Raw genomic sequence first — 16,761 nt, forward strand, 5'->3', positions numbered from 1 at the left:
GCCACGCCAAACCTTGCGAGCACGCTTCATGACCGATCAGCGACCAACACTGGAAATCCGCCTTTGCGGCCCGCGCGGCTTTTGTGCCGGAGTGGACCGGGCGATCCAGATTGTCGTGCTGGCGCTGAAGAAATACGGCGCGCCGGTCTATGTTCGCCATGAGATCGTGCACAACCGCTATGTGGTCGAGGGTTTGCAGTCCCGTGGCGCGATTTTTGTCGAAGAACTGGACGAGATCCCCGCAGCGCACCGCGATCAGCCAGTCGTGTTTTCTGCGCACGGTGTGCCGAAGTCCGTGCCTGCGGATGCGGAAGCCAAGAATCTGTTTTATCTCGATGCAACCTGCCCCCTTGTTTCCAAGGTGCACAAGCAGGCCATGCGTCATCAGCGCCTCGGTCGCCATGTTATTCTGATAGGTCATTCCGGCCATCCTGAAGTGATCGGCACCATGGGGCAATTACCGGATGGCGCGGTGACGCTGATCGAAACCGTTGAGGATGCGCGTAACTGCCATTTCGATGATGAGAACAACCTCGGCTTCGTGACGCAGACGACGCTTTCGGTGGATGACACGGCCGGTATCATTGAGGAATTGCAGGCGCGCTTTCCGAACCTTTCGGCTCCGGCTGCGGAATCGATCTGCTATGCCACGACCAATCGGCAAGATGCGGTGCGATCTGCCGCTCCAGGATGTGATCTGTTCCTGATCGTCGGTGCACCGAATTCTTCCAATTCCAAGCGTCTGGTCGAAGTGGCGGAGAAGGCTGGCGCGCGAATGTCGATGCTGGTTCAGCGCGCGGCTGATATCGAATGGGATCGCATAGAGGATATATCGGTAGTAGGCCTGTCGGCTGGGGCGTCGGCACCTGAAATCATCGTTGATGAAATCATCGATGCCTTCAAGGCACGCTTCAACGTGAAGATCGAGCTGGCCGAAACGACGGTCGAAACCGAGAACTTCCTTGTGAATCGCGAGATTCGCGATGTGGAACTGACGGTGCAGGATATGGCATTCGTCAACGGGGAACACCGGGTGGTCGGTATTCCGAAATTGATGCCCAAGATCATACAAGGGAAATAAGCGGCATGGCCGTCTATACGGATATCAATGAAATCGAACTTGGCGTTTTCCTGCAGCAGTACGATATCGGCACACTGACATCTTACAAAGGCATCGCGGAAGGAGTGGAGAACTCCAACTATCTTCTGCACACCTCTTCAGGTTCCTTCATCCTGACGCTTTATGAGAAGCGCACCAATCGCGAAGACCTGCCGTTTTTTCTCGGCCTGATGCAGCATCTGGCCAGCCGTGGCCTTGAATGCCCGCAGCCGGTGGTTCGTCGCGACGGTACGACAATCGGTGAACTTGCCGGACGGCCCGCCGCAATCGTCACTTTCCTTGAGGGCATGTGGATGCGCCGCCCGACGGCGGAGCATTGCGAAGCTGTCGGTGAGGGGCTGGCACATATGCATCTGGCGGGCGCTGATTTTTCGCTGCGCCGCCGCAATGGCCTGACGCTTTCTGACTGGCGCCCGCTGTGGAACCTGTCGCGTGCACGCGCGGATACGGTGGAGCCGGGTCTCGTCCGCGAGGCGGAAGCCGACCTTGCCTTTCTTGAAAAGAACTGGCCCGCCGATCTGCCGCAGGGCGTGATCCATGCCGATCTCTTTCCGGATAATGTCTTCTTCCTCGGCTACAGGCTTTCGGGCTTTATCGATTTCTATTTCGCCTGCACGGACATTCTTGCCTACGATGTCGCCGTCTGCCTGAACGCATGGTGCTTTGAGAAGGATTTCTCCTACAATCGCACCAAGGGAGCGGCGCTTCTGCGCGGCTACACCTCGGTTCGTCCGCTGTCTGCGGCTGAGGCCGATGCGCTGCCGGTTCTGGCGCGTGGGGCTGCCATCCGTTTCATGCTTACCCGGCTTTACGACTGGCTCAACGTCCCGGAAGGCAGTTTCGTGGTCAAGAAAGACCCAATGGAATATGTGCGCAAGATGCGTTTCCATCGCCAGATTGAAACTGCTGCCGAATATGGGCTGGAGCAGCAGGGAGCGGCTGCGTGAAGCGGATTGAGGCTTTTACGGATGGTGCCTGCTCCGGCAATCCTGGTCCCGGTGGCTGGGGCGCAATTCTGCGCTGGAACGGCAATGTCAAGGAACTGAAGGGCGGCGAAGCCGACACGACCAACAACCGCATGGAGTTGATGGCGGCTATCTCTGCGCTTTCGGCACTCAAAGAACCGTGCGAAGTCGATCTCTATACGGACTCAGTCTATGTGCGTGATGGCATTTCCGGGTGGATCGATGGCTGGAAGCGCAACGGTTGGAAGACCGCTGCCAAGAAGCCGGTCAAGAATGCCGAACTGTGGCAGGCGCTCGATGAAGCGCGCAAACCGCACAAGGTCAACTGGCATTGGGTCAAGGGCCACGCCGGACACCCGGAAAATGAACGCGCCGATGAACTTGCCCGGGAGGGCATGGAACCGTTCAAATATGGCGGCCATAAATCATTGAAAGTGCAATAAGCTCGCATGGAAAAGGGCGGCATTGCCGCCCTTTTTGTTAGAGCGCTTCCCGTTTCAATGAAATTGTTGGAAACGCTCTAACCATTTGTTTCTACGCATATCCTACGCATCGAAGCGGGGTAAGAAATCAGTCCAGTGGGCTAGTTTCCCCGCGAAGGCGCTTCGCACTTTTGCTGGAAATGCTCTAGATCAAAGCTGTTCGAGAATACCCGACGCAGCCGATGTAACCGCCTGTCCGGCCTGTTCTTCGATGTTGAGAGTCTTGACGACACCGTCGTCCACAATTGCCGAATAACGCTTGGAACGAATGCCGAGGCCGCCAGCAGTGGCGTCGAGCTCAAGGCCTGCAGCCTTGGTGAAAGCTGCTGAACCATCAGCCAGATAGAGGATCTTGCCTTCGCCGCCCGTGCTCTGCGCCCATGCGCCCATGACGAAGGCGTCGTTTACCGCAACCACAGCAATCTGGTCGACACCCTTGGCGAGGATCGCGTCGCGATTATCGAGATAGCCCGGCAGGTGATTGAGGCTGCAGGTCGGCGTAAAGGCGCCTGGAACGGCAAAGAGAACGACCTTCTTGCCCTTGAAGACTTCGTCGGTCGTCATTTCCTTGACGCCGTCTGCGGTCTTCACCTTGAAAGTCGCTGCAGGCAGCTTGTCGCCAACTTTGATCGTCATCTAATTTCTCCTCGGGGCAGGGGGCCGTCTGCTCCGCTGCCTATTGTCAAACGCTAATCGCACCGCGAAGCGCGGGCGACACAGTTAAACCGATAACAGGTCGTCGGACAATTTCAAAACACGGATAAAAGCAGGAAGGGGCTAATCCAGGGTCACCTGACCGGATACGGCTTTTCCATTTTGCACGATGGTATAGTCGATAACCGGTTTGTCGGCCTTTCCATGCATCTGGACGGAAAAACGATGCCCGGTCTGGCCGCTTTCAACTGCAACGACGTCGGAAAGCCTGATCTTGTCGCTGGCAACGAACAGTTCCGCAGGGGTCACAGAATCGGGAACAGTGAGGTCGAAGACGGCCTTGTCTCCTTCCCGTTTCACATTGCTTATGCCGAATGTCGAAGTTGCCGGTGTCGGGAGCCGGTCGAAAGCGGTCTCAATGATCGTTCGCGCAGCTATCGCTTGTGGCGAAGCCTGTTGTCCGTCTTCGTTGAGGGGGAAGTCAAAATTTGCCTGCACCGGAACGCAGATTTTCTCGCAGACCCCGAGAAAAACATGGCCCTTTAGCCGTGTGTCGGCGGACGCCAAGTGAAACACGATTGGCAGCGAAACGGGATGTTTATATCCGATGCCGCCTTCATCATCGCCGCCAAACCGGACGGGTGCCGGGAAATCGATCTGTGCTTTTGCATTTCCCTCGATATTGATCTGCGGTGGAACGCCTGCATCGCCGGGATTACGCCAATAGGTTTTCCAGCCGGGCTGCAACTCGATCTGCAAGGCACCGCGCCGTTCGCCACTGGCCGCATCGTTCGGGCCGTTGTCTTCAATAATGACACGCACACGCCCGCCGGGCGTCTCGGTCCACTCGGAGGTCGAGGCCAATGCTGGTAGTGCCAGTGAGGCCAACAAAAGCGGGGCGATGGCTAAAGTTCGGATGTCCATGGGCAAAAGATGGAACGAAAAGATGGTCGCTTCAAGTCCAATATTATCGGGATCGTTGGGCACAAACTCGTTGCTTGTATGGCGGTGTTCCGTCCGGTTGTGCGAGCTGGGTTTCGCTTCGAATGCGAGGCTCGAAATAAATGACCATTGTTATTTTACGCAGTCTTGCTACCTTCATATTCATGACCATTCTCAAGACGCCGAATAAAGAGCAGGGGTTTCTAAACGGGCAATTCCTGCTTGCCATGCCCGGAATGAGCGACGAGCGTTTTGCCCGGTCGGTGGTTTATATCTGCGCACACTCTGATGAAGGCGCGATGGGTTTCATCATCAATCAGCTTCAGCCGGTCGAATTTCCTGACCTCCTGCGTCAGATCGGGGTTATTGATGAGGATGAACTGATTATTCTGCCGGACCGTGCGCAACATATGATGGTGCGCAATGGCGGCCCCGTCGACCGTACCCGCGGGTTTGTGCTGCATACCGACGATTATATGGTCGATTCCACCATGCCGGTTTCAGAGGATGTCTGCCTCACCGCAACGGTCGATATTCTGCGTGCCATTTATGGGGGCAGGGGACCGTCACGAGCCTTGATGGCCCTTGGTTATTCCGGTTGGGCGCCGGGCCAGATCGAAGCGGAACTTGCAGAGAATGGCTGGCTGACCTGCGACGCACCACTCGATATGCTGTTCGATAGCGATATCGAGGGCAAATATTCGCGCCTGATGCTCCATATGGGCATCGATATGTCCAGGCTTGTCTCTGATGCGGGGCATGCTTGATGTAGGGGAAATAGGGGAATATGTTTTGATTGCGAATGTCCGCTCCGAACATACTTCACTGCCCTACTGCCCTACTGCCCTACTGCCCTACTGCCCTACTGCCCTACTGCCCTAATCAAGCCGCCGCAGCATCCAATTGTTCGCGGATCATGCGGGTTGCTTCGTCCCGGCTCGTCGGCTGGCCGAACATAAAGCTCTGCACATATTCACAACCCATCTGGCGAAGCTGAAGCGCATCGCTTTCGCTCTCCACACCTTCGGTCACGACAGCAAGGCCCAGATCATGCGCCATGCTCACAATCGAGCGCAGCAAGGTGGCTTTCTGCGGCTGGTCGCCCTTCACGAACGACCGGTCGATCTTGATGATGTCGAACGGGAAGCGCGTGAGATATGCCAGTGAGGAATAGCCCGTCCCGAAATCGTCAAGCGACAAGCCTATGCCCATCGCTTTAAGCCGGGCCAGGACATGCGTGGATTGTTCCGGATTTTCCATGAGAACGGATTCCGTCAGTTCAAGCTTGAGGCTGCCCGGATTGAGATGAATACGGGAGAGCACTGAACGGACATCATTGATGAGGTCCTGACGGATGAGTTGCGTGGATGAAAGATTGACTGAAACGAAAAGCTCAAGTTTTGGGAACAGTTCCTGCCACGCGAACAGGTCTTCCGCAGCCCTTTGCATCGCAAACAGACCAAGTTGAATGATAAGACCGGAATTTTCCGCAATTGGAATAAACTCCGAAGGCGAAATTGCGCCGCGCCGCGGATGTTCCCAGCGCATGAGCGCTTCGAAACCGGCAATCGTACCTTCATCAAGCTTGACGATGGGTTGGTAGACGAGGCTGATTTCGTCCCGTTCAAGCGCACGACGCAGATCGGACTCAAGCTGGAGCTTGTCGCTACCAATGGCTCTGAATGCCGGACGGAATGGTTCAATGCGATCGCCGCCAAAACGCTTGGCCTGATACATGGCAAGCTCGGCGTCCTTCACGAAATCTTCAGCGGTTGTCGCCGTTTTCGTCCAGGTAATCAGGCCGACGGATGACGTCAGAACGATTTCGCGCTTTGCATAGGCAATCGGTGCGCGCACGGCCTGACGCAGAGCTTCGGCGAATGATGCGATGCGTCCCGGATCGCTTTCAGACGCGAGCAGCAGCCCGAACTGGTCGGAAGACAGACGTGAGAGTGTATCCTGCGGCTTCATGAGGCGCGCCAGACGGCGTGAAATCGTAAGGAGGATCGTATCGCCTGCCGACATGCCAAGGCTGTCATTGACCTGTTTGAAGCGGTCTATGTCGATGATGAATACCGTCGGGTGCAGGTTGCTTTCCCCGCGGGCCATATTCATGACATTGCTGAGACGGTCGAGGAACAATTCACGGTTCGGAAGGCCGGTCAGATTGTCGTGCACTGCATCGTGCAACAAGCGTTCTTCGGCCTTTTTCTGTTCCGTCACATTGACCAGCGTACCAACGCAACGCACCACTTCGCCATCCGAACCGATGACGGGGCGCGCCCGCAGCGCATACCAGTGATAGTGGCCGTCATTGGCACGGAGCCGGAAAATCTGGCCGATGCGCCCGCGCCGGTTTTCCAGAATGGCATCAAGTGTCGAGCGGAAGCGGTCGCGGTCATCGGCATGCATGGCGGGAAGCCAGTTGCGCACCGGGCCTTGCAGGCTGTTGGCCGTATTGCCAAGATAATTGGCGATGTCCGGTGTGGTCACAACACGATCACGCGGTACGTCCCAATCCCAAACAATGTCCCCTGCACCGATGACGGCGAGAGCTTGTCGCTCCATGTCGGACAGAAGGCCCTGTTGCAGCGCTCCGCCAGCAAAGGCGTGCTGCATGACGGTAAAGCCGATCAGAAGAACGATCAGGACAAGACCGCCGCCAAGGGCAGGCTGCACGATATCATTATCGAGCCTGCCTGAAACCGTCATCCAGGCACCCAGCAACCATATGAGGGTAAGGAGCCAGGCTGGTATCAGCATGACGGCGCGATCATACCCTTTGACCGCCAGATAGCCGATAATGGCGACACCGGACACAACGGTAAGCGCCAGCGAAATACGCGCAATACCGGAAGCTACGGGCGGATCGAAGACGGCAACCCCTGCAAGTGCCAGTAGACCCAGCACCCATGTCACCGCGCCATAGCTGAAATGATCGTGCCAGCGGTTGAGATTGAGATAGGTGAACAGGAAAATCACAAGCGAGGCGGCAAGTGCCACTTCGGTGCCCGCGCGCCAGATTTGCTCATTGCCCGGCGTAATCTCCATCAGCTTGTTCCAGAAGCCGAAATCGACGCAGATATAGGCCAGAACCGCCCACGCAAGTGCGGCAGTAGCAGGAAACAGCGAAGTGCCCTTGACGACGAAAAGGATAGTCAGAAACAACGCCAGCAGGCCGGAAATACCCAGCAGAATGCCGCGATAGAGCGTGTAGGAATTAACAGCATCCTTATAGGCTTCCGGCTCCCACAGATAAAGCTGGGGCAGGTTGTGCGAAGACAGTTCGGCCACGAAGGTGACAACGCTGCCCGGGTTGAGCGTAATGCGGAAAACGTCTGCATCGGCACTTGGCTGGCGGTCGAGCGCGAAGCCCTCGCTCGGCGTGATCGATGCAATGCGCGGCGAACCAAGATCAGGCCAGATGACGCCGGAGCCGACAAGACGGAAATGTGGAGCGACAATCAGACGGTCGATCTGCTCGTCGGTGGGATTTGCAATCGAGAAAGCGGCCCAGTCGCCGGATGCCTTGCTGTTCTGATCGGCCTGCACTTCGATGCGGCGGACAATGCCATCGGGCCCTGGTGCGGTCGACACCTGCACGCTCTCGCCCTTGTTGCGCAGAAGTTCGACTGCGCGAGACAGGTCGAGGGCAGTATCTTCCTTGGAAATCTTGATCGGTTCAATGGCCGATGCCTGAATGACCGAAACGGTCAGAAAAATCATGAGCGCAAGAAACTGCGCACCAGCAACAAACCATTTATCCGCAAAACCCGTCACGAGCGTCCAACCTTGCCATTGATCATGCGGCTATCCGTCATACGTTTGTCGCTTTCTATAAGGGCAAAAAGCAGGTGATCCTGCCAGAAGCCGTTTATCTTGAGATAGGAACGCAGCAGTCCTTCTCTCTCAAATCCGGCTTTTTCGAGAAGCCGTATCGAACGCTCGTTATGAGGGATACAGGCTGCTTCAATCCGGTGCAACCGGAGTTGGTCGAATGCGAAGGGGATAACCAGCGATAGGGCTTCGGTCATATAGCCTTTGCCGGCATATGGGGCACCACTCCAGTAACCGATCATGCCGTTCTGGCCGACGCCACGCCGGATATTGCCGAGCGTAATGCCGCCGACGAGCTTGTTGTCGCTATTGCGGAACACGAAAAACGGGTAGCCAGTCCCAGCGGAGATTTCATCCTGAAAACGTCGCATTCGATGACGAAAGGCGCTCTTGGTGAGGTCGTCGTCGGGCCAGGTCGGCTCCCAAGGCGCAAGAAAGGCACGGCTTTGTTCCCGCAGGCTGGCCCAACTCGCAAAATCACTCATCATCGGCTCGCGCAGATAAATGCGCTGCCCACGCAGAACGGTCGGATTGCTTCTACGGAAGGGCAGGCCGATCATGACGGGATAAGGCAATATGGCAGTAAGTCAGTAAGGCAGTAGGGAAGGGTGGACGTATTCGCCGAGCTAAACATACTGCCCTACTCCCCTAATGCCCTATTGCCTTAATTATACAGCGATTTTCCTCGCATGTGCGCTGGTCGACAGGGCGTCCGATAGCCCGTCGAAGCTCATCAGGCGTCCAATAGGGCCGACACCGGCGATAGTGGGCTTGCTGTCAAGGAACAGGCGCCCGGCCAGATCGGTCAGCCGTTCAGGCGTAATCAGAGAGAGGCGGTCCATCAACTCGCTGTTCTCGACAGGACGACCATAGAGAAGGAACTGGCGTGCCATCTGTCCTGCGCGACTTGCAGCGCTTTCCTGTGACATGAGAAGGCTTGCACGATACTGAGCGCGTGCGCGGTCCACTTCTTCCAGGCTTATGGAGTCGGCCGCCTTATGCAGTTCATCGATCAGGACGGGAACCAGTTCGACCAGCTCATCGCGACCCGTTGCGGCATGAATGCCGAACAAGCCAGTATCTGAAAAGCCCCAATGGAAGGCATAAACCGAATAGCAGAGACCGCGCTTCTCGCGCACCTCCTGGAAAAGACGCGAAGACATGCCGCCGCCGAGCACCATCGACAGGAGCTGCGAGGCATAGAAATCGCGGACATGGTAGGCACGGCCTTCGAAGCCGATCAGAACCTGTGCATCCATGAGTTCGCGATTTTCACGGAAATCACCGCCAACATAGTGAGCAAGATCAAGGGTCGGCGCTGTATTGTGGGCGCGGAAACCGCCGAGGCGTTTTTCGACTTCCTTCACGAACGCATCGTGATCGACACCGCCCGCAGCCGTCACGACCATGCGGTCGGCGCTGTATTGTTCATCCATATACTGGCGCAGATCGGCGGAGGTGAAAGACATCACCGTCTCAGGTTCGCCGAGAATGGCGCGCCCGATCGGCTGGTGGCGATAGGCTGTTTCCGTGAAACGGTCGAAAACGATATCGTCGGGCGTGTCGTGCGCCGCGCCGATTTCCTGCATGATGACCTGTTTCTCGCGTTCCAGTTCAGCTTCATCGAATTTGGATGCGGTCAGGATATCAGAGAGAATGTCGATAGCCAGCGGCACGTCATTGCGCAGAACACGCGCATAATAGGATGTGGTCTCGACGCTGGTGGCAGCATTTATCTCGCCGCCGACATTTTCAATATCTGATGCTATTTGCCAGGCAGTGCGGTTTTCGGTTCCCTTGAATGCCATATGCTCGAGAAGATGAGCAATGCCATGCCTGTCGGCAGCTTCGTTTCGCGCACCGGCCTTGACCCAGATTCCAAGCGCCACGCTTTCCACGTGGGACATTGTATCGGTGGCTATCGTCAATCCATTGGAAAGACGCGTTACTTCAACACCCATAAGCAAACTGCTCCCTGCATTCCCGCTCTGGTTCTCGTCTCGGAGCCGGTCTTTTTAAGCTCTCGAATGGCGGCGAACGTATTCTTCCACGATTTTCAGGTCGTTGTGAAGAACTGTGAAGCTTTCTTTTCGTTGCATCAAGTCCGAAAGCCATGCTGGAAGCTGCGGCTCGACACCACTGGCAGCCTTTACGGCATCGGGGAATTTGGCCGGATGCGCGGTTGCAAGAACAACCATCGGTGCAGCATCGGACACATTTTCGCGAGCGACCTTCACGCCGATTGCCGAATGCGGATCAAGCAGATAGCCGTCCGCCTCAAGCACGGATTTGATCGTTGCTGCGGTCTCGTCGACAGTCGAACGGCTGGCCGAGAATTCGCTACGGATCGCCGAAAGAGGCTTTTCGGAGATCGAAAAGCCTCCCGACTGCTTCAGGCTGTCCATCAGGCCGCGCAATGCTGCCGCATCGCGTCCATGCGCTTCGAACAGGAGACGTTCGAAGTTCGAGGAGATCTGGATATCCATCGACGGCGATGTCGTCTGTGCAACACCGCGCATTTCATACGCGCCGGTTTCCAGCGTGCGCGAGAGAATGTCGTTGTCGTTGGTGGCGATAATCAGCTGGTTGATGGGCAATCCCATGCGCTTGGCCACATAGCCTGCGAAAATATCGCCGAAATTACCAGTCGGCACGGTGAAAGATACAGCGCGATCCGGCGCGCCGAGGCTCAGTGCGGCCGTAAAATAATAGACAACCTGCGGCATGATGCGCGCCCAGTTGATCGAGTTCACACCCGAAAGCGACAGCGCATCACGGAACTGAAGGTCGTTGAACATACCTTTCACAAGGTTTTGGCAATCGTCGAAATTGCCTTCGATGGAAAGGGCATGGACGTTGGAAAAACCGGATGATGTCATCTGGCGCTGCTGCACCGGCGATACGCGACCGTTCGGGAACAGAATAAAGATATCGGTATTGTCGCGACCACCAAAGGCTTCAATGGCTGCGCCGCCCGTATCGCCCGATGTGGCGCCGACGATAGTTGCACGTTCGCCGCGCTGTGCCAGCACATAATCCATCATGCGGGCGAGAAGCTGCATGGCGACGTCCTTGAAGGCGAGCGTCGGACCATGGAAGAGTTCAAGCACGAATTCGTTTGCGCCCGTCTGCACCAGCGGGCAGACCGCATCGTGGCGGAAAGTGCCGTAGGCTTCATGTACCATGCGACGGAAATCCGAATGCGGAATTTCGCCGTCGACAAATGGAGTGAGCACCGCCAGCGCAATATCCACATAGGATTTTCCGCGCAGATCGCGGATCTGTTCTGGCGAAAACTGGGGATAATCCTGCGGCAGATAGAGACCGCCATCCCGGGCGAGACCGGCGAGCAATGCATCGCTGAACCCCAGGACCGGCGCTTCCCCACGCGTGCTTACATATTTCATTTCTTGGGCCTTCATTTCAGATCGGCGCGGTTTTGAGCCGGGTAATGCAATAGAGCCTCCCTAAAAAAGCCGCAAGGTTTTAAAGCATGTTGACGTGTATGGGGTTGCTCTCCGGAGCAAAAAACGGGAAAACGTCATCGCGCTACACACATGCGTGATGTAGAAGACAGGTCGATCAGTGCAGGGAAGCCCGGTTTATGCAAACAGCACCACAGAATCGTTCATCGTTGTTTCCAGTCTTTGCAACGGTTTTGCTCGCAGCCCTCGCAGGCTGCACAACCAGTGGCACTGATAAGGCCGCCGACGGAGGCTCAGGTTCTTCGTTGACCACGCCCGCCTCTACCAGCGACCAGCGCATCAAGGAATCCGAGTTGCGCGCTTTCTGTCCCTCGGTTTCGCTGCGTGACGGTACGGCCTTCTTCAGTACATATGAAAAAGGTGGTGATAAGGATCCCGCACGTGTGATCTATCAGGCCGCTCTGACCGATACGACCCGTGCCTGCCAGTATGGCGCCGGGACTATGACGATTGACGTTGCCGCTGCCGGCAAGGTCGTACCCGGACCAAAATACAAGAGCGGCACCATCACCATGCCAATCCGCGTTGCCGTCCGCCAGGGCGATCAGGTTATCTATTCCAAGCTGCACAAGCAGGCGGTTACGATAGCCAATGGAGATACCGCTACACAGTTCGTCTTCAATGACAAGGCAATCACCGTGCCGATGACGGAAAAGAACAATATCCAGATTTTCGTAGGCTTCGACGAAGGTCCTTACGACACGAAATAATGATTTGCCGTCAGGCGCTTGATCATGAAATCGTTCTTTTAGTTATAATGCGCGGAAAGATATTTCCGCGCATTATTTAATTTTGGCCTTCCCATTTAATAACAGTCGACTTGACGTTTTGCTCAGTGGCCCGACAAAAACTTACGGAGTGCATGCTTGGCACGTTGACTGCCATGGTCATTAGAGACTGTGGGAAACGAAACCTTTTACGGTATCAATATAACAGACATGATTTTCTTGATCCTGGTTGTCGAATAAATTTGCGGTTATGCATCGATGAACAAGGATGCTGCATTCTCGAAAACGGTTCGTGGCAGCGCACGTAGCTCGGACGCCTCATATGGAAGATGTTTAAAGTACGTGGTCGTCAATTGGGCGACGGTTTCTGCCTGCGCACGATCACGTTGACGCTTAACTGGTTCACGATCTCCCCTTTGGGAGATCCAGAATTTATGAGCGGCAAAAATACGTGGGTCCGGAGCGACTATACGCAAAGGCTCGCCCTTTTCATCAATCGCAATTGCCTCGAAGGGTGGCGAATTTTCGAGCCAATCAAGCCCTTCGATCGCAGCGGCAACAAGTTCATCTTCACCGTTGCCAATGCTTTCACGGTTTTCCCTCCAAATGGGTTTGGCCGGAGGTTTGATTAAGTCAACCAAATATCCCTCTCGGTTCGCGGCGCGATAGCTGGAACGAGTACGTTCAAAAGATTTATCGACTTTCTTCAGAAGGCCGAGAAGTGAGTTATTCTTTATGTCGTCATCTACGACCATTTTGAGAGAACGGCGCGCATCCATGAGCAGATCAATATCTTCAGTGGCGGTGATGCCTGGATCTACAAACACACCGGCGATTGCTTCGTAAGCAAATATCGCGTTAGTACCAACGATCCGAATCCCGGCACCAAGCAAGCCAGCATTGTCGACGGCTCGAATAATCCGTGCCGTAAGATGAGGTACGCGGCCAAGCCGTAGTGCGCGATTAACAGCTGTCTGGCGTTCCATTTGGGATTTGCGCGCGCTCAAGACCTCTTGAGCGGCTTGACGAGCTGCATCCCATTTGACTTTTATCGCCTCAGTTTCTGGTGAGCGGCGACCTTCCACCTTTTGGCGTCTGACTCCGGCAGAATTATAATAGCTGCGCATCAAATGCTCGGTTCCGCCAACAGTATGCCAAACTAATGAACCACGGAAGCTTTTGACCGTTGCAGATGCTTGCTGAAAGGCTTCATAGCGTTGATCGGAATTAACCTTTTCACGCCTCTGATCATTATTTAGTTCTATAAAATCAATCATATCAACATAACCGACATAATTTACAACAAACTGTTGCAGGCGCAGATTATGCAAATTTAATCAACGTTGCAACAGTTTCGATTGATAATATTGTTATGTGTTGATCATATTGAAATTAATGTTCTTTTTTAGATTAAACGACTGTATGCCGTCAGATGAACTGAGTGGTTCAGCCGCGCGCACGAAGATGTATGGCGCCGGTAACGATCCGTTTGCGGAGAACAAGGCAGAAGCGCAGCAAAGCCGTCGTTGAAAAGTTTGATTGCGCCAATGCTTGTGAATAAATGCAGATCGATAAAATTCGAATTAAATGCGACTGCCTGCGTGAAATGAATGGCAACAGATTTACGCTAGTGTGTTCTCATGAAACAGAAATATGAACGCATTCTTGAACCGACGGACACCTGGGCGATCTTCGATACGTCCACTGGCGAGCCCGTCATCATGGGAACCCGTATGTTGATCGGCCTCTCTGAGAGTGAAGCCGAAGAGCTGCTGGCAATTCTCAATGCCCCGCCCAAGGGGCGCAACAAGCAATCCGCCGCCTGACAATAGCCAGGCGTCGGATCAATTCACTCAGGCGTCGGTCCAGACGGACAGGGCCTCGATAACGCTCGGCAAATCCCTGTGGCGATGGATAACGGTCTCCGCACCGGCATCGGTCAGCTTGTCGGCATGGCCGGGATAGGTGTGAGCGCCGCCCGTAAAGCCGATCACACGCATGCCAGCGGCGCGAGCGCCCTGAATGCCATGCGCGGAATCTTCAATCACGATTACATCTTTCGGATCGACTCCGAATTGCTCGGCCGCATAAAGGAACACGTCCGGCGCAGGCTTGGTCTTTTTGGCGCCGACTTCCTTGGCCGAAAAGATGTTCGGCGCAAACAGTTCGTAAAGGCCGACACGTTTCAGCATGCTTTCCAACCGATGGCTGGTCGAATTGGAGCAGATGCACTTCGGCAGTTTAAGTGCCGAGACCACTTCCACGATATCCTCAACCGCCTGAACTTCGTTCTCAAGCTTCTCGTCCAGAATTTTTTCGGATTTGTCGAGAAGTGATGCTGAAAGCGGAATTCCGGCTTCGCGCTCTACCGTCAGAAGAATATCCTGCCACGTCAGACCGGCAAAACGCTCGGCCATTTCATCAGCCGCGATCTGATAACCGGCTTCGGTGAGGAGGGCGGATTCGACTTCTGCCGCGATGATTTCGGAATCCACCAAAACGCCATCGCAATCGAAAATGATGAGGGACGGTGCCGCCATGATCATAGCCTTTTTATTGGGAGGAGTGGGCACCGGCAGCAGCCGGAAACACCGCGATTGAGCTACACCTTTATGGCGAAGCCGTCAAATCGGGGTTGGTGCGAATTCAGACCTCCCCGGAAACTTCGCGCCGCCGCCGGTCCAGTTCTTCGCTGTAGCGACGTAGCGTGTGTGCTTCACTGAGAAGGCCAAGTACCTTGCGCTCCTGCGCATTGTTTACCACGGCCAGCGCTTCGCTTTCTGCCCGGTCGAAACGGGCGACGGCTTCCTTGGCATTCATCTGGGGCAACAGGAACTCGTCCTGATATTTGAGAAGCTCGCTGATGCTGTGTTCGCCGTCGGATGTGTCGAAGCTGTCGGCATAGACCTCCGGAACCGGGATCATGCCGACATAGCGTCCATCGGCATCGACCGCGATGACGCGCTGGGTCGAGCCGAGAGGGAAATCGTGCCGGAAGGTTTCTATATCGGTATCGATCAGCACGGTTCGCACATCGTGACGCATCATCCGGTTTACGGTCAGATTGCGTATCCAGCCAATGTCGTGTGCGGACCGGATGGCCTCGCCACGCAGGTGAAAGCGCCATGTTGCGAAGGAGTAACCGAAGGTCTTCCGCACCATCAGCGAGGACGAGACGACAGCGCCGAGGACCAGCATTGCGATTGGAAAATCGCCGGTAAGTTCCAGTGCAAGGAAGGTCATGGTCATCGGACCGCCAACGACGGCGACGGCAAGTGAGCTCATGCCGATAACTGCATATACTTCAGGTGCAAGTGCCAGACCGGCAGGTAGAACGGCTCCGGCCACGGCTGCAAACAGCTTGCCCGTCAGTGCACCCAGAAACAGCGATGCGAAGAACAAGCCCCCACGAAAGCCCGCACCGATGGAGACAGCGGAAGCGAGAGACTTGGTGAAGATCAGCAGCAACAATGCCGGTATTGTAATGTTTGCATTCAGATCGAGGTGTAACGCTCCGTGGCCCGATGCCAGAACTTGCGGAGAAAAGAACGCGATCATACCGACAACGGCACCACCGATTGCTGGCGCCAAAACATTGGGCACTATGCTGCGTCGGGCGGTCGTTTCAACAAAAGTGACTCCACGCATGATGAGGATGGCAATACCTGCCGAAAAGAAGCCGAGAACGAGCGCTGGCACGTAGTCGCGCGGCGTGATGTCGTTGATCTGACCGATATCGATGACAAAGGGCGCTCCGCCAATTGCCTGCGTCACCAGCGCGCCAACGATCGCCGCCACGACGACAGGCGCCAGCGTGGCAATCGAATAGACACCGATGATGAGTTCGAATGCATAGAATGCGCCAGTCAGCGGAGCATTGAAGGCGCTGGCAATAGCTGCCGCAGCGCCGCAGCCGACCAGCGTTCGCAAATCGGCGCGACGAAGCTTGAGTGCCCGACCGATACGGGATGCAAAACCGCTCGCAAGCTGCGTATAAGCGGCTTCAAGCCCGACCGATGCGCCGAAACCGTTCGAAATCAGGTTCTGTCCGACGAGAATGAAACTGTCCGTCAGCGATAGGCGTCCACCATGAAGTGCATTTGCTTCGATAGGGTCGACGATGGGCCGCTTGCGCCAGCGCGCGAGAACCCAGATCACGATCCCCATCAAGATGCCGCCCGCGAGCGGCGCGATATAAGCGCTGGGTTGCAATGATGCCGCCGAGCTCAGTTTCTCACCGGGTTCAAGAGCGAAGATTGCCTGATGCATCCATTGGGAAATGCTGCCAATCGCGGCAACCATCAGCCCTGAAATGATGCCGATGACGGTGCCGGCGATAACGAGGCCTATTTCGCTGCCGCGAACCAGTGCACGCATGCGAAAGGGTACAAAGAGAACCCGCAAATACCGGTTATGCCGCAGTTCAGCGATATTCATCATAAAATACACCGGACAAGCGTGGCGGCGCGCATGCCCGCCACGCAAATTCAGAAGTTGACTGCCGATTATAGGCAAAAAGGGATAACCAAGCCTTATCAAGGGCAAGAA

General features: G+C 55.5%; 15 protein-coding genes. 6 read left to right on the forward strand and 9 right to left on the reverse strand.

Annotated elements, in window-relative coordinates:
* Positions 1-28: 28 nt before the first annotated feature.
* From ispH to rnhA, 3 genes are read left to right on the forward strand one after another with little or no spacing between them, the layout of a single operon-like run.
* Positions 29-1,081: a 4-hydroxy-3-methylbut-2-enyl diphosphate reductase gene (ispH, locus tag HWX93_RS09435; protein WP_176037219.1), complete on the forward strand. Its 1,053-nt coding sequence runs from the start codon at positions 29-31 to the stop codon at positions 1,079-1,081.
* A 5-nt stretch (positions 1,082-1,086) separates the two neighbouring features.
* Entirely contained in the window at positions 1,087-2,067 is a 981-nt protein-coding gene (locus tag HWX93_RS09440; protein ID WP_176037220.1) for a homoserine kinase, read from the forward strand.
* Positions 2,064-2,528: a ribonuclease HI gene (rnhA, locus tag HWX93_RS09445; RefSeq protein WP_176037221.1), complete on the forward strand. Its 465-nt coding sequence runs from the start codon at positions 2,064-2,066 to the stop codon at positions 2,526-2,528. Before HWX93_RS09440 ends, rnhA begins: the two co-directional genes overlap by 4 nt.
* Positions 2,529-2,717: 189 nt before the next feature.
* On the opposite strand, the gene HWX93_RS09450 is transcribed toward rnhA, so the two are convergent.
* Together HWX93_RS09450 and HWX93_RS09455 are read right to left on the reverse strand one after the other, a co-directional pair.
* On the reverse strand, positions 2,718-3,203 hold the full coding sequence (locus tag HWX93_RS09450; RefSeq protein WP_176037222.1) for a peroxiredoxin: 486 nt from the start codon (positions 3,201-3,203) through the stop codon (positions 2,718-2,720).
* A gap of 141 nt (positions 3,204-3,344) precedes the next feature.
* Entirely contained in the window at positions 3,345-4,145 is an 801-nt protein-coding gene (locus tag HWX93_RS09455; protein ID WP_176037290.1) for a protein-disulfide reductase DsbD domain-containing protein, read from the reverse strand.
* A gap of 182 nt (positions 4,146-4,327) precedes the next feature.
* Here HWX93_RS09455 and HWX93_RS09460 point away from each other — a divergent pair, with 182 nt between their 5' ends.
* A complete protein-coding gene (locus HWX93_RS09460) occupies positions 4,328-4,930 on the forward strand; it encodes a YqgE/AlgH family protein (protein WP_109986279.1) in 603 nt (200 codons plus the stop codon).
* 115 nt (positions 4,931-5,045) lie between these two features.
* On the opposite strand, the gene pdeA is transcribed toward HWX93_RS09460, so the two are convergent.
* The 4 genes from pdeA to thrC form a co-directional block, all read right to left on the reverse strand.
* On the reverse strand, positions 5,046-7,889 hold the full coding sequence (pdeA, locus tag HWX93_RS09465; protein WP_276313292.1) for a phosphodiesterase PdeA: 2,844 nt from the start codon (positions 7,887-7,889) through the stop codon (positions 5,046-5,048).
* 50 nt (positions 7,890-7,939) lie between these two features.
* Entirely contained in the window at positions 7,940-8,560 is a 621-nt protein-coding gene (locus tag HWX93_RS09470; RefSeq protein ID WP_109986189.1) for a GNAT family N-acetyltransferase, read from the reverse strand.
* Between the two features lie 108 nt (positions 8,561-8,668).
* Positions 8,669-9,961, reverse strand: coding sequence for a M16 family metallopeptidase (locus HWX93_RS09475; protein WP_176037224.1), 1,293 nt, complete (start codon positions 9,959-9,961; stop codon positions 8,669-8,671).
* Between the two features lie 54 nt (positions 9,962-10,015).
* Entirely contained in the window at positions 10,016-11,407 is a 1,392-nt protein-coding gene (gene thrC / locus HWX93_RS09480; RefSeq protein ID WP_151554215.1) for a threonine synthase, read from the reverse strand.
* Positions 11,408-11,604: 197 nt separating this feature from the next.
* On the opposite strand from thrC, the gene HWX93_RS09485 reads away from it, so the two are divergent.
* The gene (locus HWX93_RS09485) at positions 11,605-12,195 is read left to right on the forward strand and encodes a hypothetical protein (protein ID WP_151554214.1); all 591 of its coding nucleotides are present in this window, start codon (positions 11,605-11,607) and stop codon (positions 12,193-12,195) included.
* A 266-nt stretch (positions 12,196-12,461) separates the two neighbouring features.
* On the opposite strand, the gene HWX93_RS09490 is transcribed toward HWX93_RS09485, so the two are convergent.
* Positions 12,462-13,544, reverse strand: coding sequence for a GSU2403 family nucleotidyltransferase fold protein (locus tag HWX93_RS09490; RefSeq protein WP_235914681.1), 1,083 nt, complete (start codon positions 13,542-13,544; stop codon positions 12,462-12,464).
* Positions 13,545-13,853: 309 nt separating this feature from the next.
* On the opposite strand from HWX93_RS09490, the gene HWX93_RS09495 reads away from it, so the two are divergent.
* The gene (locus HWX93_RS09495; protein ID WP_012090863.1) at positions 13,854-14,039 is read left to right on the forward strand and encodes a hypothetical protein; all 186 of its coding nucleotides are present in this window, start codon (positions 13,854-13,856) and stop codon (positions 14,037-14,039) included.
* Positions 14,040-14,066: 27 nt separating this feature from the next.
* On the opposite strand, the gene HWX93_RS09500 is transcribed toward HWX93_RS09495, so the two are convergent.
* A complete protein-coding gene (locus HWX93_RS09500) occupies positions 14,067-14,753 on the reverse strand; it encodes an HAD family hydrolase (protein WP_151554213.1) in 687 nt (228 codons plus the stop codon).
* A gap of 106 nt (positions 14,754-14,859) precedes the next feature.
* Complete coding sequence (locus tag HWX93_RS09505; RefSeq protein WP_151663211.1) at positions 14,860-16,650, reverse strand: chloride channel protein; 1,791 nt, start codon at positions 16,648-16,650, stop codon at positions 14,860-14,862.
* Between the last annotated feature and the right edge of the window lie 111 nt (positions 16,651-16,761).

Source organism: Brucella tritici (assembly GCF_902825325.1).
Lineage (GTDB): Bacteria > Pseudomonadota > Alphaproteobacteria > Rhizobiales > Rhizobiaceae > Brucella.

Bases quoted from the DNA above. Each gene is read 5' to 3' on its own strand.
- thrC (WP_151554215.1), bottom strand. From the start codon at position 11,407: ATGAAATATGTAAGCACGCGTGGGGAAGCGCCGGTCCTGGGGTTCAGC.
- HWX93_RS09455 (WP_176037290.1), bottom strand. From the start codon at position 4,145: ATGGACATCCGAACTTTAGCCATCGCCCCGCTTTTGTTGGCCTCACTG.
- HWX93_RS09495 (WP_012090863.1), top strand. From the start codon at position 13,854: ATGAAACAGAAATATGAACGCATTCTTGAACCGACGGACACCTGGGCG.
- HWX93_RS09485 (WP_151554214.1), top strand. From the start codon at position 11,605: ATGCAAACAGCACCACAGAATCGTTCATCGTTGTTTCCAGTCTTTGCA.
- HWX93_RS09440 (WP_176037220.1), top strand. From the start codon at position 1,087: ATGGCCGTCTATACGGATATCAATGAAATCGAACTTGGCGTTTTCCTG.
- HWX93_RS09505 (WP_151663211.1), bottom strand. From the start codon at position 16,650: ATGAATATCGCTGAACTGCGGCATAACCGGTATTTGCGGGTTCTCTTT.
- HWX93_RS09450 (WP_176037222.1), bottom strand. From the start codon at position 3,203: ATGACGATCAAAGTTGGCGACAAGCTGCCTGCAGCGACTTTCAAGGTG.
- pdeA (WP_276313292.1), bottom strand. From the start codon at position 7,889: ATGATTTTTCTGACCGTTTCGGTCATTCAGGCATCGGCCATTGAACCG.
- ispH (WP_176037219.1), top strand. From the start codon at position 29: ATGACCGATCAGCGACCAACACTGGAAATCCGCCTTTGCGGCCCGCGC.
- HWX93_RS09500 (WP_151554213.1), bottom strand. From the start codon at position 14,753: ATGGCGGCACCGTCCCTCATCATTTTCGATTGCGATGGCGTTTTGGTG.
- HWX93_RS09475 (WP_176037224.1), bottom strand. From the start codon at position 9,961: ATGGGTGTTGAAGTAACGCGTCTTTCCAATGGATTGACGATAGCCACC.
- HWX93_RS09470 (WP_109986189.1), bottom strand. From the start codon at position 8,560: ATGATCGGCCTGCCCTTCCGTAGAAGCAATCCGACCGTTCTGCGTGGG.
- HWX93_RS09460 (WP_109986279.1), top strand. From the start codon at position 4,328: ATGACCATTCTCAAGACGCCGAATAAAGAGCAGGGGTTTCTAAACGGG.